This window comes from Limimaricola cinnabarinus (assembly GCF_047631075.1).
GTDB lineage: Bacteria > Pseudomonadota > Alphaproteobacteria > Rhodobacterales > Rhodobacteraceae > Limimaricola > Limimaricola cinnabarinus.
The window spans coordinates 330,156-354,023 of sequence record NZ_JBLHYX010000001.1 but is presented as its reverse complement, the minus strand read 5'-3'; the positions used below and the strand labels follow the sequence as shown (position 1 = coordinate 354,023).

Sequence of the window (23,868 nt, the reverse complement as noted above, 5' to 3'; positions counted from 1 at the left end):
CAGCGCGGCGTTGTAGGCGGACCAGTTCGTCGTGCGGTAGCGGGCAGGCATGGGCTTCGTCATACCGCCCATCTAAGCGACCGCTGCGCTATGTGAACCGTCAGCCGCAGAGTTCTGCAACAACGCCATAGCTCAGCTAAAAGTGAACGATCTATTATGCTAAGAACACTTCGAATGACCGCAGCTCCCGCAAGTCATGCAGCCTTCAACCATGCGCAGCTCGAAGCTGCCGCAGGAGGGGCAGGCCTTCCCGCGGGGGGCGTCGAGGTTGACGACCTGTTGCTGTGGGTCCTCCTTGAGGCCCTGCCCCTCGCCCGCGAGGAAGCCGGTGGAGATCATGTGCTTCTCGATCACGCCGCCAATCGCCGCAAGGATCGAGGGCACGTACTTGCCCTTGATCCAGGCACCGCCGCGCGGGTCGAACACGGCCTTCAACTCCTCGACCACGAAGGACACGTCGCCGCCACGCCGGAACACCGCCGAGACCATCCGGGTCAGCGCCACGGTCCAGGCGAAATGCTCCATGTTCTTGGAGTTGATGAACACCTCGAAGGGCCGTCGGTGGCCGCCGACGACGAGGTCGTTGACGGTGATATAGATCGCGTGCTCGCTGTCGGGCCATTTCAGCTTGTAGGTCGCGCCCTCAAGTTCGGCGGGACGGTCGAGCGGCTCTGACATGTAGATCACCTCGCCGCCGGTCGATTCCTTGGGCGCGTCCTTGGCCTCGGGTGCCTTGGCCGGCTCGGAGACCGACAGCACCGAGCCGGTGATGTCGTTGGGGCGATAGGTGGTGCAGCCTTTGCAGCCCGTCTCGTAGGCTTCCATGTAGACGTCCTTGAACGCCTCGAATGAAATGTCTTCGGGGCAGTTGATCGTCTTGGAGATCGAGCTGTCGATCCACTTCTGCGCCGCCGCCTGCATCTTCACATGGTCCATCGGGGCCAGCGTCTGGGCGTTGACGAAGTAGTCGGGCAATTCTGCGTCTCCGAACTTCTCGCGCCAGGCCTGCACGGCGTAGTCGACGACCTCCTCCTCGGTGCGCGAGCCATCCTTCTGGAGCACCTTGCGAGTGTAGGCATAGGCAAACACCGGCTCGATCCCCGACGACACGTTGCCCGCGTAGAGCGAGATGGTGCCGGTCGGCGCGATCGAGGTCAGCAGCGCGTTGCGGATGCCGTGCTTGGCGATCGCGTCGCGCACATCCTTGTCCATCTGCATCATGTTGCCGGTGGCGAGGTACTTCTTGGCGTCGAAGAGCGGGAACGCGCCCTTCTCCTTCGCGAGAGCGACGGAGGCGAGATAGGAGGCGCGCGCGATGCGCTTCATCCAGGCCTCGGTCTGCGCCGCCGCCTCGTCCGATCCGTAGCGCAGCCCCACCATCAGGAGCGCGTCGGCAAGGCCTGTGACGCCGAGGCCGATGCGGCGCTTGTTGCGGGCCTCCTCGGCCTGCGCGGGCAGTGGGAAGTTCGAGGCATCGACGACATTGTCCATCATCCGCACCGCGAGAGCCACGAGATCGTCGAGTTCGGCCTCGTCGAGCTTGGCACCCGCCTCGAATTCGTTCTTCACCAGCTTGGCGAGGTTGATCGACCCCAACAGGCAGGCGCCATAGGGCGGCAACGGCTGCTCGCCGCAGGGGTTGGTGGCCGAGATGTTTTCGCAATAGCCGAGATTGTTCATCTGGTTGATGCGGTCGATGAAGATCACACCCGGCTCAGCCTGCTCGTAGGTCGACTTCATGATCGCGTTCCACAGATCGCGCGCCTGCACGGTCTTGTAGACCTTGTCCTTGAAGACGAGGTCCCAGGAGCCGTCGGCCTTCACGGCCTCCATGAACGGGTCGGTGACGAGAACCGACATGTTGAACATGCGCAGCCGGGCCGGGTCGGATTTCGCGGTGATGAAGGCCTCGACGTCGGGGTGGTCGCAGCGCATCGTCGCCATCATCGCGCCGCGGCGGCTCCCTGCCGACATGATGGTGCGGCACATCGCGTCCCAGACATCCATGAAGGACAAGGGGCCCGACGCGTCGGCGGCCACGCCCTTCACCTCGGCGCCGCGCGGCCGGATGGTCGAGAAGTCGTAGCCGATGCCGCCGCCCTGCTGCATCGTCAGCGCGGCTTCCTTGAGCATGTCGAAGATGCCCGACATCGAATCGGGCACGGTGCCCATCACGAAGCAGTTGAACAGCGTCACCGCGCGCGCGGTCCCCGCCCCGGCGGTGATCCGGCCAGCAGGCAGGTAGCGGAAATTCTCGAGTGCGCCATAGAACTTTTCTTCCCAATGCGCCGGGTCCTTCTCGGGGACCGCCAGCGCGCGGGCGATGCGGCGCCAGCTATCTTCGACCGATGCGTCGATCGGCGTGCCGTCGCTTTCCTTGAAGCGATACTTCATGTCCCAGATCTGCTCGGCGATCGGCGCGGAAAAACGGGTCATGAGGGCGGTCCTTCGGCTTTGAAACGTATTGGAAATTCATGGGGGACTCAGGTCCCGACGGTGACCTTGGATATAGAGTATCATAGCACGTCTCAAGCTACAGATTGTGTTTGACACAGCCTTATCCACAAGAAATTGCGGTTTTGCCACAACACGAAATCGCGACTTGCGGGCCCCCGCATCGCCTCCTAAGTCCTGAACCATGCCCTTGCACCTCATCAAGCTCTCGGTCGGAACCGACGACGTCTCCGATCTCGCCGCGTGGCAGGCCGATCGGCGCGGACAAGGCCCGGACGGGCTGCCGCGCCATGTCACCCGCATGTGGCCCAAGCGCACCGATGAGGTACTGGACGAGGGATCGATCTACTGGGTGATCAAGGGCGTGATCCTGTGCCGTCAGCGGGTGATCCGCTTCGACGAGTTGGATCGCGGCGACGGCATCCGCCGCTGCGCCATCGTCTGCGAGCCGGATCTCAAGCGCGTCGCGGCAACGCCCAAGCGGGCGTTTCAAGGTTGGCGTTATCTCAAGCCCGAGGATGCGCCGCGCGACCTCGCGCCAGGGCGCGAAGCCGAGGAGCCGCTGCCGCCCGCGCTGCAGGCCGCGCTAGCCGAGATCGGGGTGCTCTAGAGCCCGAGCTTGTCCTCGAGCGCATCGAGCGTGACGCGGTGCCGGTCCGACCAGTCGGCGTTGCTCGACCGGAACAGCGTCGCTTGGCTCGAATGGATCATCCCGTCGGAAAGGATCTTGAGCCCGTTGGCGCGCAGCGTCTCGCCGGTGGAGGTGATGTCCGAGATCGCCTCAGCGGTCTCGTTCCTGACAACGCCCTCGGTCGCACCCTGACTGTCGGCGAGCTGGTAGTCGGCAACGCCCTGCTCGCGCAGGAACTCGCGCGTCAGGCGGTGATACTTGGTGGCGATGCGCAGCCGGAAGCCATGGTTTCGGCGGAACGCGGCGGCCACGGCGTCGAGATCGTCGAGCGTGTCCACATCGACCCAGGATTGCGGCACGGCGATCACCAGATCCGCCCCGCCGAAACCCATATGCGCCAGCTCGCGCAGCCGCAAATCCCAGCCCGCGACCTTCTCGCGCACGAGATCCGAGCCGGTGACGCCCAGATGCAGGCGTCCCGCCGCCAATTCGCGCGGGATTTCTCCGGCGGAGAGCAGGGCCAGTTCGACGCCGTCGATCCCCTCGACCACGCCCGCATATTCGCGGTCGTTGCCGTTCTTGCGAAGCACCAGTCCGCGTGCGCCGAACCAGTCGAAGGTCTTTTCCATGAGCCGCCCCTTGGACGGCACGCCGAGACGGATCGTCATGCCCGGCCCTCCCTGATCTGGACCACGAGCTCGGGGCGGATCACCCCGCCCACGGCCGGCACCGCGCGCCCCTGCCCGAGCTGCCGGGTCAGCGCATCGTAGCGCCCGCCGGTCGCCACGGGCGGCAGGTCGGCGCGGGTGGGCGACTGGAACCCGAAGACGAAGCCGTCGTAATATTCGAGCGTGGTGCGCCCGAAGCTGCCTTCGAAGGGCAGAGACTGTACATCGACGCCGCGCGCCGACATCGCGTCGAGACGACGGGTGAGCCCGGTGACGGCATCGCCGATGGCGGGCATGTCGACGGCGATATCGCGCAGGCTCGACAGCACGTTGGGCGCGGTCTCGCGCAGATCGAGGATCATGTCGATCAGCTCCATCTCCTCCTCGGAAATGGGCGGCGTCCGGGCCTCATCGCGCAGGGTGGCGATGCGCGTCTCGATCTCAATCCGCGTGCGAAGGCCCAACACCGGCCCCACGCCCTCGAACGGATCGTCGGCGGCCAGAAGCGCCTTGCGCTGCGCGGGCAGCGGCGTGCGCGCGCCATAGCGGTCGAGCAACGCACGGAATCGGCGCGGCCGCCAGACATGGCGCAAAAGTGCCCCCTTGCGCGCCTCCGAAGTCCTGAGCCCCCGAACGGCCGCCATCAGGATGCCGATATCCCCGGTCGAGGGCCACAGATCGAGACCCTCCAGCGCATCCGCGATGGTGGCGAAGACCTCGGCATCGGCCTGTGCCGGATCGCCGCCGAAGATCTCGAAGCCAGCTTGCAGGAACTCGATCGGTCGGTCCGGATCGGTCTCTTGCCGCCGGAATACCTCGCCCGCGTAGCAGTAGCGGGCGGGATCGCCCCCCTCATCCATATGCGCGCGCACCACCGGCACCGTGAAGTCCGGGCGCAGCATCATCTCGCCGCGTAGCGGATCGGCGGTGACATAGGCGCGGCCGCGGATGTCCTCGCCATAAAGATCGAGCAGCACGTCGGCGGGCTGCAGGATCGAAGTGTCGACCGGCTGCGCGCCGAGGCCTTCGAAGATCGCCGAAAGCCGCGCCGCCTCGGTGCGCACCTCCGGGCCCATGGGACCGGGCATCATGAGGATTGGCTTTCGAGCATCGCGCGAACCCGCTCGACCAACTCATGGCGCGGCACCTCGATCTGGGAGGGGCGATCCTTCCACTCCTCGAGGGTCGCGTCCTTGGCGATCTGCGCGCCGAGGATCAGGTCCTTGATCTGCACCACGCCGCGATCCTTCTCGTCGCCGCCTTCGATCAGCGCCACCGGGCTGCCGCGCCGGTCGGCGTATTTCATCTGGTTGCCGAAGTTCTTGGGGTTGCCGAGATAGACCTCGGCGCGGATGCCTGCCACGCGCAGTTCGGAGGCCATCGCCTGGTAATCGGCCATGCGGTCGCGATCCATCACGGTGACGACCACCGGCCCCTGCGCCTCGGCCTCGCCCCGCCCCTTGGCAGCCAGTGCGGCGAGCAGTCGGTCGACGCCGATCGAGACGCCGGTGGCGGGCACGGCCTGCCCGGTAAAGCGCTTGACCAGATCGTCGTAGCGCCCGCCCCCGGCAACCGAGCCGAACTGCCGCGCACGGCCCTTCTCGTCGAGGATCTCGAAAGTCAGCTCGGCCTCGAACACCGGGCCGGTGTAGTAGCCCAAGCCCCGCACCACCGAGGGGTCGATGACGACGCGATCGGGTCCCATGCCCTGTGCATCGAGCAGCCCGGCGATGGTCTCCAACTCGTCCACGCCCTCACTGCCCATGGCCGAGGGGCCGACCAGTTCGCGCAGCCGCGCCAGCGTTTCCTCCGCCGTGTCGCGCCTTGCCTCCATGAAGCCCATGACCACCTCGGCCTGCTCGGGTCCCAGCCCCGCGCCCTTGGTGAAATCGCCCGACTCGTCCTTGCGGCCTTCGCCCAGCAGCATCCGCACGCCGTCCGTGCCCAGCCGATCAAGCTTGTCGATGGCGCGCAGCACGATGCCACGCTCGGCCGCGAACTTCTCCGGATCGGACGGGTCCAGCACGCCCGCCACCTCCATCACGCCGTTGAGGACCTTGCGGTTGTTCACGCGCACGATGTAGTCGCCGCGCGAAATGCCCACCGCTTCCAGCGTGTCGGCGAGCATGGCGCAGATCTCGGCGTCGGCGGCCACCGAGGGCGCGCCCACCGTGTCGGCATCGCACTGATAGAATTGCCGAAACCGACCCGGGCCGGGCTTCTCGTTGCGCCAAACCGGACCCATCGCATAGCGGCGATAGGGCGTGGGCAGGTCGTTGCGGTGCTGGGCATAGACTCGCGCCAGCGGCGCGGTCAGGTCATAGCGCAGCGCCAGCCAATCGCCGGGCTTCGATCCTTCGACATCCTCCTGCCAAGCAAACACGCCCTCGTTGGGACGGTCCACGTCGGGCAGGAACTTGCCCAGCGCCTCGACCGTCTCGACACCGCTGGTCTCCAGCGCGTCGAAGCCATAGGCGTGATAGACGTCGGCGATCCGGCGCAGCATCGCGGCGCGCGCGGTGACCTCGGCGCCGAAATAGTCGCGAAACCCCTTCGGCGTCTCGGCGCGGGGGCGGCGGATCTTGTCCTTGGCCATGGATCGTCCTTTCGAGGAGCGGAGTCGCGCGGGGGCTTAGCCTGCAGCGCCCGCGGGGGCAACCTCCGGGCTTGAAACCCGGGCCGCGCTGATGTGTTTAGGAGGCATGAGCACACAGATCGACATCGAAGAAAAGCTGAGCCACCTGATCCGCACCGTCGACGACCTGTCCGACGTCGTGGCGCGGCAGGAGCGCGAGATCGCGGTGCTGACCCGTCAGGTGATGCGCCTGACCGAGCGCGCCGAGGCCGACGCCGAAGGCAGCGTCACGCTGACCGATCAGCGCCCGCCGCACTACTAGTAGGGCTCAGCTCTCGACCCCGAGCGCCAGCGCGCGCCCGTCATGCAGCAGCATGTCGGCATGACGCCCGCTTGCTCCGAAGGCGGCATAGGCGGTGAGGAAGGTGGTATTGCGCGCCAGCTTCGGCGCGGCGCTGCCGCAGGGCTGGCCTTCGGGCACGCCGCAGATCTGGCCCTTCACCTCCTCATAGGCAGCGCCTACCGTGTCGTGCAGCATGCCCGAGCCATAGGCCAGTGTTTCATGCGTGCCGATATCACCGAACAGAGCGAGCGCGGCGGTGAACTGCCGTGCGCAGCCATCGTCGAAGCCGGTGAGGTATTGCGTGCGCTGCCCCGTCGAGGCGGCGGCGGTGTCATAGAGGGTAAAGCCCGATTGCGTGGCGACCGGCGTGCCCAGCGCCGTTTTCGACAGGCCGCAGACCGTAGCGATTTCGCCGAAAGGCAAGGACGCGCCCGGCGCGATCTCGCGGCTGTCGGGCATAGGGCCGGAAAAGCTGGCGCTGCCGCCACCGCCGGAACCGGCCTCGCAGGCCGCGAGGGCGATCAGGGTGCAAAGGGCATGGGCGGGGCGCATGGCGGTCTCCTGTTGGGGCCTTGCACGGTTCTAGCACGCGCCCCCCTCGCGTCCATCGCGCAGGCGGCGCGGCGCTCAGACCTCCTCGACTTCGACCACGCCCGGCAGCGAGCGCAGCGCCCCTTTGATCTGTGGCGTCACCGGCCAGTCGGCGCCGCAGTCGATCTCGACCTCGCCGGGCAGCCCCGCGCCCATCAGGCAGATGCTGATCGGCCCACGCGCGATGCGCTGGCCTTTCGGCACCTCGCGCCCCGCCCGTTCGAGCACGCCCGCCAGGAGGGTGATCGCATCCGGTGCGTCGAGGAACACACGCAGGCCCGAGCCGCCCGCATCCGCCACAACGCCTTCGATCGGCGCGACCGAACGACCCAAGAGCTTGAGCTGGTCGCTCTCCATCGTCGCCTCGACCTGCACCACGACTTGGCTGCCGGTCTCCAGATGCTCGCGCGCCACTTCCAGCGTGTCCGAGAACATCGTCACCTCGAACTGCCCTGTCGGGTCCGAAAGCTGCACGAAGGCAAAGCGGTTGCCCCGCGCCGACTTGCGCTCCTGCCGGCCTGCGACGGTGCCCGCCATCTTGCCGACGAAGGCGCCCCGCGCCGCCGCCTGTTCCAGCACCTCGTCGAGCGTCATCACGCCCTTACGCTTGAGCGGCGCGAGATAGTCGTCGAGCGGATGACCCGAAAGGTAGAAGCCGACCGCCTTGAACTCCTCGGCCAGTCGTTCGGCCGGAAGCCAGTCGGTGACCTGAGGCATGCGCGGCTCGGGTAGGTCCTCGCCTGCCTCACCGAAGAGCGAGACCTGTGCGCTGGCCTTCTGCTCGTGGATCGCGGCCGAATAGGCGACCAGTGCGTCGAGCCCCGAGAACACCCGCCGCCGGTTGCGATCGAGCGCGTCGAAAGCCCCGGCGCGGGCCAGCATTTCCAGAGGCCGTTTGCCCACTTTTTTGAGATCGACGCGTCTTGCGAGGTCGTAGAGCGTGGCGAATTGCTTTTCGCCTCTGCCTTCGACGATCAACCGCATCGCTTCGACACCGACATTCTTGAGCGCGCCCAGCGCGTAGACCAGCTTGCCGTCCATCACATCGAAGGTTGCTTGGCTGCGGTTGACGCAAGGAGGCGTCCATTCGAGCGACAGGCCCTTGCGGACCTCTTGGAAGTAGATCGCGAGCTTGTCGGTGAGATGGATGTCGCAGTTCATGACACCGGCCATGAACTCCACCGGATGGTTCGCCTTGAGCCACGCCGTCTGGTAACTGACCACGGCATAGGCGGCGGCGTGGCTCTTGTTGAAGCCGTAATTGGCGAACTTCTCCAGAAGGTCGAAGACCTCCATCGCCTTCTTCTTGTCGACCCCGTTCTTCATCGCGCCGTCGACGAATTTGGGGCGTTCCTTGGCCATCTCCTCGGCGATCTTCTTGCCCATGGCGCGGCGCAAGAGGTCGGCACCGCCAAGGCTGTAGCCCGCCATGACCTGCGCGATCTGCATCACCTGTTCCTGATAGACGATGATGCCCTGCGTCTCGGCGAGGATGTCGTCGATCGATGGATGGATCGAGGTGATCTCGCGCAGCCCATTCTTGACCTCGCAATAGACCGGGATGTTCTCCATGGGCCCCGGACGATAGAGCGCCACCAGCGCCACGATGTCCTCGATGCAGGTGGGCTTCATGCGCTTGAGCGCATCCATCATGCCCGAGGATTCCACTTGGAACACTGCGACCGTCTTGGCGCGGGCATAGAGCTTGTAGGTCTTCTCGTCGTCGAGCGGGATCAGGTTGATCTGGTTCTCGGCTCCCTCGGGCGGCTGGTACAGATCGCTCCCGTCCTCGGCCACGTGCAGCGGACGCCCCGATTTCAGGATCAGGTCCATGGCGTTCTGGATCACGGTGAGGGTCTTGAGGCCGAGGAAATCGAACTTCACCAGACCCGCCTGTTCGACCCATTTCATGTTGAACTGGGTGGCGGGCATGTCCGAGCGCGGATCGCGGTAGAGCGGCACCAGCGCGTCGAGCGGCCGGTCGCCGATGACGACGCCCGCGGCGTGGGTCGAGGCGTTGCGATAGAGCCCCTCGACCTGCTGCGCGTAGGTCAAAAGGCGGTTCACCACCTCCTCGTTCTTGGCCTCCTCGCGAAGCCGCGGCTCGTCGGCCAGCGCCTTCTCGATCGAGACCGGCTTCACGCCTTCCACCGGGATCATCTTCGACAGCCGGTCGACCTGGCCATAGGGCATCTGCAGCACCCGGCCCACGTCGCGCACCGCCGCCTTGGACAAGAGCGCGCCGAAGGTAATGATCTGGCCCACCTTCTCGCGGCCGTACTTCTCCTGCACGTAGCGGATCACTTCCTCGCGGCGATCCATGCAGAAGTCGATGTCGAAGTCGGGCATCGAGACCCGCTCGGGGTTGAGAAAACGTTCGAACAGCAGGCTGTAGCGCAGCGGGTCGAGGTCGGTGATGGTCAGCGCGTAGGCCACGAGAGAGCCCGCGCCCGAGCCCCGGCCCGGCCCCACCGGGATGTCGTGGTCCTTGGCCCATTTGATGAAGTCGGCGACGATCAGGAAATAGCCGGGAAAGCCCATCCCCTCGATGATCCCGAGCTCGAATTCGAGCCGCGCCTCGTACTCCTCGACGGTGACGGCATGCGGGATCACGGCGAGGCGATCCCTCAGCCCCTCCTGGGCCTGCCTGCGCAGTTCGACCACCTCGTCATCGGCGAATTTCGGCAGGATCGGCGCGCGCTTGTAGGTCTTGAAAGCGCAGCGGCGCGCGATCTCGACAGTGTTCTCGAGCGCCTCGGGCAGGTCGGCGAACAGCGTTGCCATCTCCTGCGGGCTCTTGAAGTAGTGCTGCGCGGTGAGCCTGCGGCGCGGCTCCTGCTGGTCGACATAGGCGCCCTGCGCGATGCAGATCAGGGCGTCATGCGCCTCGTATATCTCGGGCTTGGGGAAATAGACGTCGTTGGTCGCGACCAGCGGCAGGTCCATCGCATAAGCCATCTCGACATGGCCGCGCTCGGAAAGCTTCTCGGCCTCGGGCAGACCGTCCTCGCCCGGATGACGCTGCAGCTCGACATAGAGCCGGTCTGGGAAGGCGGCCTTCAGCCGCGCCATCAGCGCCTCGGCCTTGGGCCGCTGACCCTGCCGCAAGAGCCGACCCACCGGCCCGTCCGGGCCGCCGGTCAGGCAGATCAGACCGCCCGACAGGGCCTCGATCTCTTCCGCCGAGACCTGCGGAAGCTGCCCGTCGCTTTTGAGATAGAGACAGGAGTTCAGCTTCATCAGGTTCATGTAGCCGGCTTCGGTCTGCGCCAGCAGCACGATGGGCGCGGGCATCTCGGGACGCTTGCCCGGCTCGGGCGGCAGGTAGCATAGATCGACCTGACAGCCGACGATCGGCTGGACCCCCGATTTCGCCGCCCCTTCGGAAAACTCCAGCGCGGCGAACATGTTGTTGGTGTCGGTGATGGCCACGGCGGGCATCTCGGCCTTCGCGGCGAGGCCCGGCAGCTTTTTCACGGGAATCGCGCCTTCGAGCAGCGAATGCTCGGTATGGACGCGCAGATGTATGAATCGGGGATCGGCCATGGGGAGGGTTCTACGCGCCACGGACAGGCACGGGAAGCAGGCGGTGACCTGCCGCCTCGTCAAGGCCCGCGATTGTGATGTCGGGCGCACGCATGAGCCGTCGCCCCATCCGCACCGCCGCGCCGCCGGAACGGGCAGACCGGGGCCTCCCCTCCCGTTTCGCGGGCAAATGGGCAGAAATCCTCCGCAGAACAGGGGTTCTGCCGCAACGGCAGGCACGCGAGGCTTGCCAAGCGCGCATGGCATCGGCTTTCATGAGCTTTACACGAGGGCCGCCCGGTCTACGCCGCATCGACCGGGCCTCGCGGCTCATGACCTATCCGGTAAGGCGGCGGATCTAGCGATGACCGATATCGCGTTTCTTCTCAACGGAGAGACGGTACGTGCAGGCGGAGCGCCAACGCATAGCCTGCTCGATTACCTGCGTGAACAAAAGGGCCTAACCGGCACCAAGGAGGGCTGCAACGAAGGCGATTGCGGCGCCTGCACGGTGATCGTCACCGATCCCGAGGGGGGGCTGCGCGCGCTCAACGCCTGCATCCTGTTTCTGCCGCAGCTCGCGGGCCGCGCCGTGCGCACGGTCGAGGGACTGGCCGAGGGTGGCGCGCTGCATCCCGTCCAACAGGCGATGGTCGAGCATCACGGTAGCCAGTGCGGTTTCTGCACGCCGGGCTTCGTGATGTCGATGGCCGCCGCCCACGCCCAAGGCCGCACCGATCATGACGACCAACTCGCGGGCAATTTGTGCCGCTGCACCGGCTATGCTCCGATCATCCGCGCGGCCGAAGCCAGCGAGGGCGCGCCCCTGCCCGCATGGATCGAGAGCGACCGCGAGAAGTTGAAGGCGCTCACTCCCCCCGCCGCTGGCGGCGAGGCGGCCCGAAGTGCGGATGCCGCATCCGCCCCCGCCGGTGGTCGCGCGCCCTATGAGCCCGAGGCGAACCAAGGATCGGACGCGGTGCTGACCGAAGCGCCGGGCTTCATACCCGAGACCGCCGACGAGTTGGCCGCGTGGTATCTCGACCACCCCGACGCGACGCTGATCGCCGGGGCCACTGATGTCGCGCTTTGGGTCACCAAGGGGCTGCGCGCCTTGCCGGAAACCGCTTTCCTCAACCGCTGCGAGGATCTCAAGACCATCGAGACCGGCGATGGCCGCATCCGCTTCGGCGCGAGTGTGACAATGACGCGGATGATGGAGGCGCTGGCCGCGTCCTATCCCTCCTATGCCGAGATGGTGCGCCGCTACGGCTCGGTGCAGGTGCGCAATGCCGCCACGATCGGCGGCAGCCTCGCCAACGGCTCGCCCATCGGCGACAACGCGCCCGCACTGATCGCGCTGGGCGCCACGATCCACCTGCGCCGCGGCGACGCGCGCCGCGAAATGCCGCTGGAGGAGTTCTTCATCGACTACGGCAAGCAGGACCGCCAGCCCGGCGAATTCGTTGAGGCGGTGAGCCTGCCCGAATCCAGCGACAGCTTCCGCGTCTACAAGATCTCCAAGCGCTTCGATCAGGACATCTCTGCCGTCTGCGCCGCTTTTGACGTGACCGTCGAGGGCGGCATCGTCACCGCCCTGCGCACCGGCTTTGGCGGCATGGCCGCGACGCCCAAGCGCGCGTGCGCCTTCGAGGCCGCGCTCATCGGCAAGTCATGGAGCATGGCCAGCGTCGAGGCGGCGCTGCCCGCGCTGGCGCAGGACTTTACGCCGCTGTCGGACATGCGGGCCTCGGCCGCTTACCGGCTGGAGGTGGTACAAGGCCTTGTGCGGCGCTACTTCGCAGAACTGTCCGGACAGAGAACCAGCGTGCTGGAGGTGCGGGCATGAGCGTTGGCAAACCCCTCCCGCATGACAGTGCGGTGCTGCACGTCACTGGACAGGCGCGCTATATTGACGACATCCCGGCCCCCGCCCACGCGCTGCACCTCGCCTTCGGGCTGTCGCGCATCGCGCGGGGGCGCATCGTGTCGATGAACATCGACAAGGTACGCGCCGCCCCGGGTGTCGCCCTCGTGCTGACGGCAGACGATCTCGACCGCCCCGCCGACTGCTCGCCCAGCGCGCATGACGAACCGCTGCTCTCCGACGGCTCGGTCCACTATATCGGCCAGCAGCTCTTTCTCGTCGCCGCGACCAGCCATCTCGCCGCGCGCAAGGCGGCCAAGCTGGCCGAGGTCGAATACGAGGACGAAGAGCCGATCCTCACGGTCGAACAGGCGCTCGCCGCCAATTCGCGCTTCGAGGACGGGCCGCGTGTCTGGACCAAGGGCGACGCGGAAGCCGCCATCTCAAACGCGCCGCGCCGGCTCAAAGGCCGGATCGAGATGGGCGGGCAAGAGCACTTTTACCTCGAAGGCATGGCCGCGATGGCGCAGCCGCAAGAGGACGGCATGACCGTCCACTCCTCGACCCAGCACCCGACCGAGATCCAGCACAAGGTGGCCGACGCGCTCGGCCTGCCGATGTCGGCGGTCAAGGTCGAGTGTCGCCGCATGGGTGGTGGCTTCGGCGGCAAGGAAAGCCAAGGCAACGCGCTCGCCGTGGCCTGCGCCATCGTCGCGTCCAAGACCGGCCGCGCCTGCCGGATGCGCTATGATCGCGACGACGACATGACCATCACCGGCAAGCGGCATGATTTCCGCGTCGATTACAAGGTGGGCTACGACGAGCAAGGCCGGGTGCTGGGCATCGATTTCACCCATTACACCCGCTGCGGCTGGTCGCTCGACCTGTCGCTGCCGGTGGCCGACCGGGCGATGCTGCATTCCGACAACGCCTATCTGCTCGACGCCGTGCGGATCACCTCGCACCGGCTCAAGACCAACACCCAATCCGCCACCGCCTTCCGCGGTTTCGGCGGACCGCAGGGCGTGCTGGGCATCGAACGGGTGATGGACGAGGTGGCGTATGAGTTGGGCCTCGACCCGGTCGAGGTGCGACAGCGCAACTACTACCGCGCGGCCTCCGATCTGAACGAGGCGCCGCAGCACCACGACGACCCGACCCCCGCCCTGCCTGCCGATGGCGACACAGATCTCGCCTCGCGCGGGGCACAGGCGCAGTTGCCCGCGAGCGATGCCAAGCCAGAGAAGGGCGGCAACACCACGCCCTACGGCATGAAAGTCACCGACTTCATCCTCCATGAGATGACCGAGCGGCTGCTGGAGACCTCGGACTACAAGGCTCGCCGCGTCGCCATCGCCCAGTGGAACGCCGAGAACCCGATCCTCAAGCGAGGCATCGCCTTTTCGCCGGTGAAGTTCGGGATCAGCTTCACGCTGACCCATCTCAATCAGGCGGGTGCCTTGGTGCATGTCTACCAAGACGGCTCGATCCACCTGAACCATGGCGGCACCGAGATGGGACAGGGGCTGTTTCGCAAGGTGGCGCAGGTCGCGGCCTCGCGCTTCGGCGTTTCGCCCGAGCGGGTGCGAATCACCGCGACCGACACCCACAAGGTGCCCAACACCTCGGCCACCGCCGCCTCGTCGGGCTCCGACCTCAATGGCATGGCCGCGCAGAACGCCTGCGACACGATCCGGACCCGCATCGCCGAGTTCCTCGCAGGGCTGCACCAGTGCAGCGCCTCCGAAGTGCGCTTTGCCGACGATCAGGTGCATGTGGGCGGCGAGACGCTTAGCTTCGAGCAGGCGGTCAAGCTCGCCTACGAGGCGCGGGTTAGCCTCTCGGCTACAGGCTTCTACAAGACGCCGGACCTCCAGTGGGACCGCATCAAGGGTCAGGGCCGGCCTTTCTTCTATTTTGCCAACGGCACCGCCGTGACCGAGGTGGCGATCGACACGCTCACCGGCGAGAACCGGATCCTGCGGACCGACATCCTGCACGATGCAGGTCACTCGCTGAACCCGGCGCTCGACCGCGGCCAGATCGAGGGCGGCTACGTGCAGGGCGCGGGCTGGCTGACCACCGAGGAGCTGGTCTGGGACGACAAGGGCGCGCTCAGGACGCACGCGCCTTCGACCTACAAGATCCCCGCCTGCTCGGACCGGCCGGACCTGTTTCACGTGGATCTGTGGGACGCGCCCAATCCGGCGCAGACCATCTACCGCTCCAAGGCGGTGGGCGAGCCGCCCTTCATGCTCGGCATCTCGGCCTTCCTGGCGCTGAGCCACGCGGCCTCGGCCTGCGGGCCAGCCTATCCGAACCTCGACGCGCCCGCCACGGCCGAACGCGTGCTCGCAGCCGTCAGGAGGGCAAGCGGATGAGCTTCGAGCGCGACAGCCTCGCCGCCGCCATCGCCGCGCATGGCCCGGTGGTGCGGGTGTTGGTCGCAGCGTCCGCCGGATCGGCTCCACGCGATCCGGGCACCGCGATGCTGGTCTGGGAGGACGGCCAGTCAGGCACCATCGGCGGCGGCGCGCTCGAACACGAGGCGGTGCGCGCGGCGCGCGGCATGCTGGTGGCGGGCCGAAGAACGGCGCAGCGCCGCCTGCCGCTCGGCCCCGCGTTGCGCCAATGCTGCGGCGGCGCGGTGACGCTGGTGTGGGAGCGGTTCGACGACGTCTCCCTGCCGGGCACCCTGCCCAATGCCCGCCCGCTCGGCCCCGCGGGCGACATGCCAGCCCCGGTCGCGCGAAAGCTCGCCGCGATGCGCCCGGGCACGGCCCCGGCCCTGCTCGACGGCTGGCTGATCGAAGCGGCGATTCCCGAGGCCCGCCCGCTCTGGGTCTGGGGGGCGGGTCATGTCGGCCGCGCCGTGGTCTCGGTCATGGCGCCACTGCAGGGGCGTGTCATCACATGGATCGACCTCGCGCTCGACTGCTTTCCCGCCCCCTTCCCCGAGGGCGTCACCGCGATTCCCGCCGCCGCCCCCGCCGCGCTGATGCCGCGCGCCCCGCAACAGGCCGATCACCTGATCCTGACGCGCGATCACGATCTCGACCTCGCGCTGTGCCACGCCGCCCTCCTTCATGGCTTTGCCAGCTGTGGGCTGATCGGCTCGGCCACCAAATGGGCCCGCTTCCGGTCGCGGCTTGCGGCCTTGGGTCATTCCAACGCCTTGATTTCGCGCATCGCCTGTCCGATAGGCGACACCTCCTTGGGCCGCGATCCACAGGCCATTGCCGTCGGCGTCGCCGCCGCGCTACTGAAAGGCGGGAACGAGACGATGACGAGGGACCGGGCCGTATGACCACGCCGCTTCTGGAGCTGTCAGGCCTGACCAAGGCCTATCCCGGCGTGGTGGCCAATGCAGATGTCTCATTCGACATCGCTCGCGGCGAGGTGCACGCGCTCTTGGGCGAAAACGGCGCGGGCAAGTCGACGCTGGTCAAGACGATCTACGGCCTCGTGCAACCCGATACCGGGCAGATGCGCTTCAAGGGCCAGCCCTTCGCCCCTGCCGAGCCGCGCGCCGCGCGCGCCGCAGGCGTCGCCATGGTGTTCCAGCACTTCTCGCTCTTCGACGCGATGAGCGTGGCGGAGAACGTGGCACTGGGCATGGAAACGCCGCCTGCGCTGGGCCGTCTCGCCGAGCAGATCCGCGAGGTCAGCCGCTCCTACGGCCTGCCGCTCGACCCCGACCGCATCGTCGGCGACCTCTCCGCGGGCGAACGTCAGCGGGTCGAGATCGTGCGCTGCCTGCTGCAGGAGCCGCGCCTCTTGATCATGGACGAGCCGACCTCGGTGCTGACGCCGCAGGAGGTGAACATCCTGTTCGAGACGCTGCGCAAGCTGCGTGCGGAAGGCGTGTCGATCCTCTACATCAGCCACAAGCTCGAAGAGATCCGCACGATCTGCGACAGCGCCACGATCCTGCGCCACGGCCGCGTGGTCGGCACCTGCGACCCCAAGACCACGGCGGCGCGCGACATGGCCGAACAGATGGTCGGTGCCACCCTCGCCACGCCATCGCGCGCGGGCGGCCGCACCGGTGAGGTGGTGCTGGAGTTGACCGGTCTTTCGGCCCCCGCGCCGCGCGCCTTTGGCACCGCACTGCGCGGCATCGACCTCCAACTGCGCGCGGGCGAGGTCTTGGGCATCGGCGGCGTCGCGGGCAACGGGCAGGACGAGCTGGCCATGGCGCTTTCGGGCGAGATGGCGACCGGCCCCGGCATGATCCGCCTCAAGGGGCGCGAGATCGGCCGCGAGGGCGTCAATGCCCGCCGCCGCATGGGGCTTCTCTGCGCGCCTGAGGAACGAATGGGCCACGCCGCCGCCCCTGACATGAGCCTCACCGAGAACGCGCTTCTGACCGCCGGCCCGCGCGAGAATCTCGTGCACCACGGCTTTTTGCGCTGGGGCCGGGCCCGCGGCTTTGCCGAAAAGGTCATCGAACGCTTCGACGTGCGCACCCCCGGCCCCGGCACGGCGGCCCGCGCGCTGTCGGGCGGCAACCTGCAGAAATTCGTCATCGGGCGCGAGATCATGCAGCGTCCCGAGGTGCTGGTCGTGAACCAGCCGACATGGGGCGTCGACGCCGCCGCCGCCGCGACGATCCGGCAGGCGCTTCTGGATCTCGCCGAGGTAGGGGCCGCGCTGATCGTCATCAGTCAGGACCTCGACGAGCTGATGGAGATCTCGGACCGTTTCGCCGCGCTCAACGGCGGCGCGCTGAGCGCGCCTCGCCCCGCCGAGGGGCTCGGGATCGACGAGATCGGGATGATGCTGGGTGGCGCGCATGACATGGCGCCGACGCATGGGGAAGGCTGAGGGATCTTGAGTATTTCTGGAATGAAATCGCAGCGGCCGTGCGCCCGGGGAACCGCCGCATGATCCGGCTGGAGCGCCGCCCCGAGCCGTCCCGCGTCTGGACATTCGCCACGCCCTTCGTCGCCGTGGCGCTGACCATGCTGGCGGGCGGGCTGATGTTCGCGCTCATGGGCAAGGACCCGGTCGAGGCGATCCGCACGATCTTCCGGGATCCACTCTTCGGCGACTTCGCCTCCTATTCGCGGCCGCAGCTCCTCGTGAAAGCCGGACCGCTGATCCTCATCGCCATCGGCCTGTCGCTCGGCTTCAGGGCGGGCATCTGGAACATCGGGGCCGAGGGGCAATACATCCTCGGCGCGATCTTCGCCGCGGCCACCGGCCTTGCCTTCTATCCCTCCGAGACATGGCTCGTCTTTCCGGCGATGATCGTCGCGGGCGCGCTGGGCGGCATCCTCTGGGCGATGATCCCCGCCTTGCTGCGTGTGCGCTTCGGCACCAACGAGGTACTGGTCTCACTGATGCTGGTCTATGTCGCCGAGGCGCTTCTGGCCTCGATGGCGCTGGGTCTTCTGCGCAATCCCGAAGGCATGGGCTTTCCCGGCTCGCGCAACCTCGCGCAATACCCTTCGGCGGCCAATCTCGACCTGATCCCCGGCACCGGGCTGCATTGGGGCGTAGCGCTGGCCCTGATCACCGTCATCGTCGGACAGGTCGTCATGACGCGCCACCAACTCGGCTTCCGCGTCCGTCTTGCCGGGCAGAGCCCGCGCGCCGCTGTCTTTGGCGGCGTCAATCCGGGCTGGCTCGTGGTGGTCTGCATGGGTATCTCAGGTGGGCTCGCCGGGCTTGCGGGCATGTTCGAGGTCGCGGGCCCCGCGGGTCGTCTGGGGATCGACTTCAACGTGGGCTACGGCTTCACCGCGATCATCGTGGCTTTTCTGGGCCGGTTGAACCCGATCGGCATCCTGCTCGCCGGGCTGCTGATGGCGCTCACCTATATCGGCGGCGAGCTGGCGCAGCTACAGATGAACCTGCCGCTCGCCGCGATCCAGATATTCCAGGGCATGCTGCTGTTCTTCCTTCTCGCGATCGACGTGCTGACCAATTTCAGCTTCCGTTTCGGCCGGAGGGCGGTGGCATGAGCAATATCGACCCGATCCTGCTGCTCTCGGCGATCATCATCGTCTCTACCCCGATCCTGCTTGCCGCCATCGGCGAGCTGGTAGTCGAACGCGCGGGCGTGCTGAACCTCGGCGTCGAGGGGATGATGATCACCGGCGCGGTCTGCGGCTTCGTCGTGGCGACCATGACCGGATCACCTTGGCTTGGCTTTGCCGGTGCGGCGCTGGGTGGCGCGCTGCTGTCGATGATCTTCGGCATACTGACGCAGCTCTTCCTGTCGAACCAGGTGGCCACGGGACTTGCGCTGACGTTGTTCGGCCTCGGCCTTTCGGCGGTGCTGGGACAGGGCTATATCGGCGTGAAGGGCCCCGTCGTGCCGGATCTCCACCTGCCGGTCCTGCGCGAAATTCCCTTCCTCGGGCCGGTGCTGTTTCGCCATGACGCCATGGTCTACATCGCGCTCCTCATCGTGCTCGGCGTCTGGCTGTTCCTCAACCGCACCCGCATGGGCCGGGTGCTGCGCGCGGTGGGCGAGAACCACGACGCCGCCCATGCGCTGGGCTACAAGGTGGTGCGCGTGCGGCTTCTGGCGATCGCCTTCGGCGGCGCCTGCGCGGGGCTGGGCGGCGCGTATCTGAGCCTCGTGCGGGTGCCGCAATGGACTGAAGGGATGACCGCGGGCGCGGGCTGGATCGCGCTTGCGATCGTCGTCTTCGCAGGCTGGCGGCCGGGCCGGCTGGTGCTGGGCGCTTGGCTCTTCGGCGGTGCCACGGCGCTGCAATTGGCGCTGCAGGCCTCGGGCGGCGTGCAGATCCCGATCGAATATTTGCAGATGGCGCCCTATCTCGCGACCATCCTCGTTCTCGTCATCCTGCGGGCGGGGCGCGCCCCCGGCTCGCTCGGCCGCCCCTTCCACGCCTCGAGCTGAGGCAGAAGATCCACCAACAGGGAACAATGACATGACCTTCAAGACAGTGCTTCTGGGTGCCACCGCCGCCATGGGCCTCGCCACCGGCGCGATGGCGCAGGACGACAAGACCAAGGTGGGCTACATCTATGTCGGCCCGATCGGCGATCTGGGCTGGTCCTATCAGCACGATCAGGGCCGCCTCGCCGTCGAGGAGGAGTTCGGCGACCAAGTCGAGACGGTCTATGTCGAGAGCGTCCCCGAAGGCCCCGACGCCGAGCGCGTGCTGACGCAGATGGCGCTGCAGGGTGCGGACATGATCTTCACCACCTCCTTCGGCTTCATGGAGGCGACGATGAACGCCGCCCAAAAGTTCCCGGACGTGAAGTTCGAGCACGCCACCGGCTACCAGCGCGCCGACAACGTCTCGACCTACTCGGCCCGCTTCTACGAGGGGCGCGCGGTGCAGGGCCTGATCGCGGGCGAGATGACCGAGAGCAACATCATCGGCTATATCGGCTCCTACCCGATCCCCGAGGTGATCCGCGGCATCAACGCCGCCTACATCCAAGCCAAGAAGGTGAACCCCGAGGTCGAGTTCCGCGTGGTCTGGGCCTACACTTGGTTCGACCCGGCCAAGGAGGCCGAGGCCGCCAAGGCGCTGATCGACGCAGGCGCCGACGTGATCCTGCAGCACACCGATTCCACCGCGCCGCAGGCGGCGGCGCAGGCGGCGGGCGACGTCATCACCTTCGGCCAGGCCTCGGACATGTTCGACTACGCGCCGAACCCCCGCGTCAGCTCGATCATCGACAACTGGAACCAGTATTACATCGACCGCGTCGGCGCGGTGATCGACGGCTCTTGGGAATCGACCGACACTTGGGACGGCATCGACAGCGGCATGGTCGAGATCGGCGAAATCACCGATGCCGTGCCCGAGGACGTCAAGCAGGCGGCGCTCGAGCTCAAGGACGCCATTGCCGCCGGCGAGGTGCACCCCTTTGCTGGCCCGATCAAGAAGCAGGATGGCTCGGACTGGCTTGCCGAGGGCGAGACCGCCGATGACGCGACGCTCGCGGGCATGAACTTCTACGTCGAGGGCCTCAAGGGCGACATCCCGCAGTAGGCCTGTGCGCGTCTCAAGACATGCGAAAGGCCCGCCATCCGGCGGGTCTTTTTCTGTCCTGCGACGCGTCTTGGTATGGCAAACTACCATCGGAGGAGGACTCGACATGCCGAAGATCAGACCCTGCCTGTGGTACGACGGACAGGCCGAGCGGGCCGCCGAATTCTACGTCTCGGTGTTCCCGAACTCGCAGGTCACCGCCCGCAACACCAGCGCCGTGGACTGGCCCGGCGGCAAAGCGGGCGACGTCGTCCTTGTCGAATTCAGCCTCGACGGACAGCAGATGCAGGCGTTGAACGGCGGGCCCTACGCCATGTTCAACGAGGCAGTGTCGCTGTCGGTCCCCTGCCCCGACCAGATCGAACTGGACCGGCTCTGGTTCGCCCTGCTCGCGGATGGCGGAGAAGAGATGCAGGGCGGCTGGTTGAAGGACCGCTTCGGCCTGCGCTGGCAATTGGTGCCCGAGCCTTTCGAGCAGATGATGCGTGAAGCCGATGAGGCGCAGTCGAAGCGGTTGATGGCGGCGATGATGGAGATGGTGAAGCTCGACCTCGCGGCGCTCCGCCGTGCCTGGGAGGGCGGCTGACGCCGTCCCTTCCCTTTCAGCCATCCGACCGGATCGTGGCGTTCGTCGGATCATAGGGGCTGTCCTCGCACACTTCGGCGTCCCAAAGCTCGCGGAACATGCGGAGCTTGAGCTTCGTGCCCGGCGTCGCGAGATCGGGGCGCACATAGCCCATGCCGATGGATTTGCCGAAAGCTGCCGACCAGCCGCCCGATGTCAGCCGCCCGACCTTTTCCCCGCCCGCATAGAGCGCTTCGCGGCCCCACGGATCGGCGTCCCGCGGCCCGTCAATCAGCAGCGTCACGCATTTCGAGCGGATGCCGATGCCCTCCATCGCCGCCTTGCCGTGAAACTCCTTAGACAGATCCACGAAACGATCCAGCCCGGCCTCGAGTGGCGTCGCGTCGCGGCCCAGCTCGGTGCCGAAGGCGCGGTAGGATTTTTCCTGCCTGAGCCAGTTCTGGGCACGCGCCCCCACCAGTTTCATGCCCGAGGGCGCGCCCGCCTCCATCAGTCTGTCCCACAGGTGGTTCTGCATCTCGATCGGGTGATGCAGCTCCCAGCCCAGCTCACCGGTATAGGCGACGCGCAGCGCCCGCACCGGCACCATGCCCAGCTCGATCTCGCGGCATGACAGCCACGGGAACCGCTTGTTCGACAGCACCGTCGAAGGCTCCGCGTCGCGCACCAGCCGGTTCAGCACCTCGCGCGAGCGCGGCCCCGCGATGGCGAAGACGCCCCATTGCGTCGTCACGTCCTGCACGTCGATCCGGCCGAATTCGGGCTCGCGGTCTTCCACCGCCTTGCGCAGGAAGTCGGCATCATAGGCGCTCCACGCGCCTGCCGAGACGAGGTAGAACCGGTCCTCGGCCAGCCGCACGATGGTGTATTCGGTACGCGTGGTGCCCGCATCGGTCAGCGCGTAGGTAAGGTTGATACGGCCCACCTTGGGCAGCTTGTTGGTGGTGAACCAGTCGAGGAAGGCCGCAGCACCCGGCCCGGTGACCATATGCTTGGTGAAGGCGGTCGCGTCGATCAGGCCGACACCCTCGCGGATCGCTTTGGCTTCCGCCGCCGCGTATTCCCACCAGCCGCCGCGCTGGAAGCTCCGCGCGTCATGATCAAAGCTCTCGGGCGCATCGACGGGGCCGTAATAATTGGGCCGCTCCCAGCCGTTCACGACACCGAACTGCGCGCCCTTTTCCTTTTGCCGGTCATAGGCGGGCGAGGTGCGCAGCGGCCTTGCGGCAGGCCGCTCTTCGTCGGGGTGGTGCAGGATATAGACGTGCTCGTAGGCCTCCTCGTTCTTGACCACGGCATAGTCGGTGGTCATCCAGTCGCCGAACCGCTTAGGGTCGAGGCTCGCCATGTCGATCTCGGCCTCGCCCTCGACCATCAATTGCGCGAGGTAATGCCCGGCACCGCCGGCGGCGGTGATGCCGAACGAGAAACCCTCGGCCAGCCACATGTTGCGCAGCCCCGGCGCCGGGCCGATCAGCGGATTGCCATCGGGCGTATAGCAGATCGGCCCGTTGAAATCGTCTTTCAGACCTACCTCCTCCGAGGACGGAATGCGATGGATCATCGACATGTATTCCTCTTCGATCCGGTCGAGATCGAGCGGGAACAGGTCGGCGCGGAAGCTGTCCGGCACGCCATAGGGAAAGCGCGCAGGCGCGCCACGCTCATAGGGCCCGAGGATCCAGCCGCCGCGCTCCTCGCGCACGTACCACTTGGCATCGGCGTCGCGCAGAACGGGGTGCTGCTCGTTGCTCTTGCGCCATTCGACCAAGGCCGGGTCGGGCTCGGTGACGATGAACTGGTGCTCCACCGGGATCGCCGGGATCTTGAGCCCCAGAAGCCGCGCCGTGCGCTGCGCATGGTTGCCGGTGGCGGTGACCACATGCTCGGCGGTGATGACCTGTTGCTCCTCCGAAGGGACGAGGTTACCGCCCTTCTCCACCATTTTGGTGATGGTCACGCGCCATTCCGAGCCGGTCCAGTCATAGCCGTCGACCTGCCATTTGCGCTCGATCGTCACGCCGCGCTGACGCGCGCCCTTGGCCATCGCCATGGTGACGTCGGCGGGGTTTATGTAGCCGTCCGTAGGGTGGTAGATCGCGCCTTCGAGGTCGTCGGTGCGCACCAAGGGCCAGCGCTCCTTGATCTGCGCGGGCGTCATCCATTCGAACGGCACGCCCACCGTCTCGGCGGTCGAGGCATAGAGCATGTATTCGTCCATGCGCGCCTTCGTTTGCGCCATGCGCAGGTTGCCCACCACGAAAAAGCCCGCGTCGAGGCCGGTTTCCTGCTCCAGCGTCTTGTAGAGCTTGATCGAGTGGTCGTGGATCCAAGTCGTGGCGTAGGACATGTTGAAATAAGGCAGCAGGCCGGCCGCGTGCCATGTCGAGCCCGAGGTCAGCTCGTCGCGCTCCAGCAGCATGACGTCCTGCCAGCCTGCCTTGGCGAGGTGGTAGGCGATCGAGGTGCCGACGGCGCCACCGCCGATGACAAGGGCTTTCACATGGGTCTTCATCGCGCGCACTCCGGGCTGGCCTCGTCCGAACCATCGCGCGAATCCCGCGCGTGGCCCGAGGCCCGGCGACATCTCGCGCGTCGAATGCGACAAGAGCGGCGCAGAGGCGCGGAAACTCTGGACAGGCG

The 23,868-nt window shown here is 66.9% G+C and carries 17 protein-coding genes; 10 read left to right on the top strand and 7 right to left on the bottom strand.

The window, feature by feature from the left end:
- Nucleotides 1-159 precede the first annotated feature (159 nt).
- The gene (locus tag ACJASC_RS01825) at nt 160-2,436 is read right to left on the bottom strand and encodes an adenosylcobalamin-dependent ribonucleoside-diphosphate reductase (RefSeq protein WP_415143034.1); all 2,277 of its coding nucleotides are present in this window, start codon (nt 2,434-2,436) and stop codon (nt 160-162) included.
- 202 nt (nt 2,437-2,638) lie between these two features.
- Here ACJASC_RS01825 and ACJASC_RS01820 point away from each other — a divergent pair, with 202 nt between their 5' ends.
- A complete protein-coding gene (locus tag ACJASC_RS01820; RefSeq protein ID WP_415143032.1) occupies nt 2,639-3,064 on the top strand; it encodes a DUF1489 family protein in 426 nt (141 codons plus the stop codon).
- Here the strand turns inward: ACJASC_RS01820 and hisG are convergent.
- The 3 genes from hisG to hisS are packed head-to-tail and all read right to left on the bottom strand — an operon-like array spanning nt 3,061 to nt 6,349.
- On the bottom strand, nt 3,061-3,753 hold the full coding sequence (hisG, locus tag ACJASC_RS01815) for an ATP phosphoribosyltransferase (RefSeq protein ID WP_415143030.1): 693 nt from the start codon (nt 3,751-3,753) through the stop codon (nt 3,061-3,063). The two genes, ACJASC_RS01820 and hisG, sit on opposite strands and share 4 nt — an antisense overlap.
- Entirely contained in the window at nt 3,750-4,844 is a 1,095-nt protein-coding gene (locus ACJASC_RS01810; protein WP_415143027.1) for an ATP phosphoribosyltransferase regulatory subunit, read from the bottom strand. Before ACJASC_RS01810 ends, hisG begins: the two co-directional genes overlap by 4 nt.
- Nucleotides 4,841-6,349 carry a histidine--tRNA ligase gene (hisS, locus tag ACJASC_RS01805; protein ID WP_415143025.1) on the bottom strand — a complete coding sequence of 503 codons (1,509 nt, stop codon included), beginning with the start codon at nt 6,347-6,349 and terminating at the stop codon, nt 4,841-4,843. The genes ACJASC_RS01810 and hisS overlap by 4 nt, the downstream gene beginning before the upstream one ends.
- Nucleotides 6,350-6,455: 106 nt before the next feature.
- Here hisS and ACJASC_RS01800 point away from each other — a divergent pair, with 106 nt between their 5' ends.
- Complete coding sequence (locus ACJASC_RS01800; protein WP_021694949.1) at nt 6,456-6,650, top strand: SlyX family protein; 195 nt, start codon at nt 6,456-6,458, stop codon at nt 6,648-6,650.
- Nucleotides 6,651-6,656: 6 nt separating this feature from the next.
- Here ACJASC_RS01800 and ACJASC_RS01795 read toward each other — a convergent pair whose 3' ends face one another.
- Together ACJASC_RS01795 and dnaE are read right to left on the bottom strand one after the other, a co-directional pair.
- Nucleotides 6,657-7,223: a hypothetical protein gene (locus tag ACJASC_RS01795; protein ID WP_415143023.1), complete on the bottom strand. Its 567-nt coding sequence runs from the start codon at nt 7,221-7,223 to the stop codon at nt 6,657-6,659.
- A gap of 75 nt (nt 7,224-7,298) precedes the next feature.
- Nucleotides 7,299-10,808: a DNA polymerase III subunit alpha gene (gene dnaE, locus ACJASC_RS01790; protein WP_415143021.1), complete on the bottom strand. Its 3,510-nt coding sequence runs from the start codon at nt 10,806-10,808 to the stop codon at nt 7,299-7,301.
- A 343-nt stretch (nt 10,809-11,151) separates the two neighbouring features.
- Here dnaE and xdhA point away from each other — a divergent pair, with 343 nt between their 5' ends.
- From xdhA to ACJASC_RS01750, 8 genes are all read left to right on the top strand, one after another.
- Entirely contained in the window at nt 11,152-12,636 is a 1,485-nt protein-coding gene (gene xdhA, locus ACJASC_RS01785; protein ID WP_415143019.1) for a xanthine dehydrogenase small subunit, read from the top strand.
- Entirely contained in the window at nt 12,633-15,035 is a 2,403-nt protein-coding gene (gene xdhB, locus ACJASC_RS01780; protein ID WP_415143017.1) for a xanthine dehydrogenase molybdopterin binding subunit, read from the top strand. Before xdhA ends, xdhB begins: the two co-directional genes overlap by 4 nt.
- Nucleotides 15,032-15,961, top strand: coding sequence for a xanthine dehydrogenase accessory protein XdhC (gene xdhC, locus ACJASC_RS01775; RefSeq protein ID WP_415143015.1), 930 nt, complete (start codon nt 15,032-15,034; stop codon nt 15,959-15,961). The genes xdhB and xdhC overlap by 4 nt, the downstream gene beginning before the upstream one ends.
- A complete protein-coding gene (locus ACJASC_RS01770) occupies nt 15,958-17,481 on the top strand; it encodes an ABC transporter ATP-binding protein (RefSeq protein WP_415143013.1) in 1,524 nt (507 codons plus the stop codon). Before xdhC ends, ACJASC_RS01770 begins: the two co-directional genes overlap by 4 nt.
- A gap of 59 nt (nt 17,482-17,540) precedes the next feature.
- Nucleotides 17,541-18,623: an ABC transporter permease gene (locus ACJASC_RS01765; RefSeq protein ID WP_415143011.1), complete on the top strand. Its 1,083-nt coding sequence runs from the start codon at nt 17,541-17,543 to the stop codon at nt 18,621-18,623.
- On the top strand, nt 18,620-19,531 hold the full coding sequence (locus ACJASC_RS01760; RefSeq protein ID WP_021694941.1) for an ABC transporter permease: 912 nt from the start codon (nt 18,620-18,622) through the stop codon (nt 19,529-19,531). Before ACJASC_RS01765 ends, ACJASC_RS01760 begins: the two co-directional genes overlap by 4 nt.
- A 31-nt stretch (nt 19,532-19,562) precedes the next feature.
- Nucleotides 19,563-20,639 carry a BMP family ABC transporter substrate-binding protein gene (locus tag ACJASC_RS01755; protein ID WP_415143009.1) on the top strand — a complete coding sequence of 359 codons (1,077 nt, stop codon included), beginning with the start codon at nt 19,563-19,565 and terminating at the stop codon, nt 20,637-20,639.
- Between the two features lie 106 nt (nt 20,640-20,745).
- Complete coding sequence (locus ACJASC_RS01750) at nt 20,746-21,225, top strand: VOC family protein (RefSeq protein WP_021694939.1); 480 nt, start codon at nt 20,746-20,748, stop codon at nt 21,223-21,225.
- A gap of 16 nt (nt 21,226-21,241) precedes the next feature.
- On the opposite strand, the gene ACJASC_RS01745 is transcribed toward ACJASC_RS01750, so the two are convergent.
- Nucleotides 21,242-23,740 carry a GcvT family protein gene (locus ACJASC_RS01745; protein ID WP_415143007.1) on the bottom strand — a complete coding sequence of 833 codons (2,499 nt, stop codon included), beginning with the start codon at nt 23,738-23,740 and terminating at the stop codon, nt 21,242-21,244.
- Between the last annotated feature and the right edge of the window lie 128 nt (nt 23,741-23,868).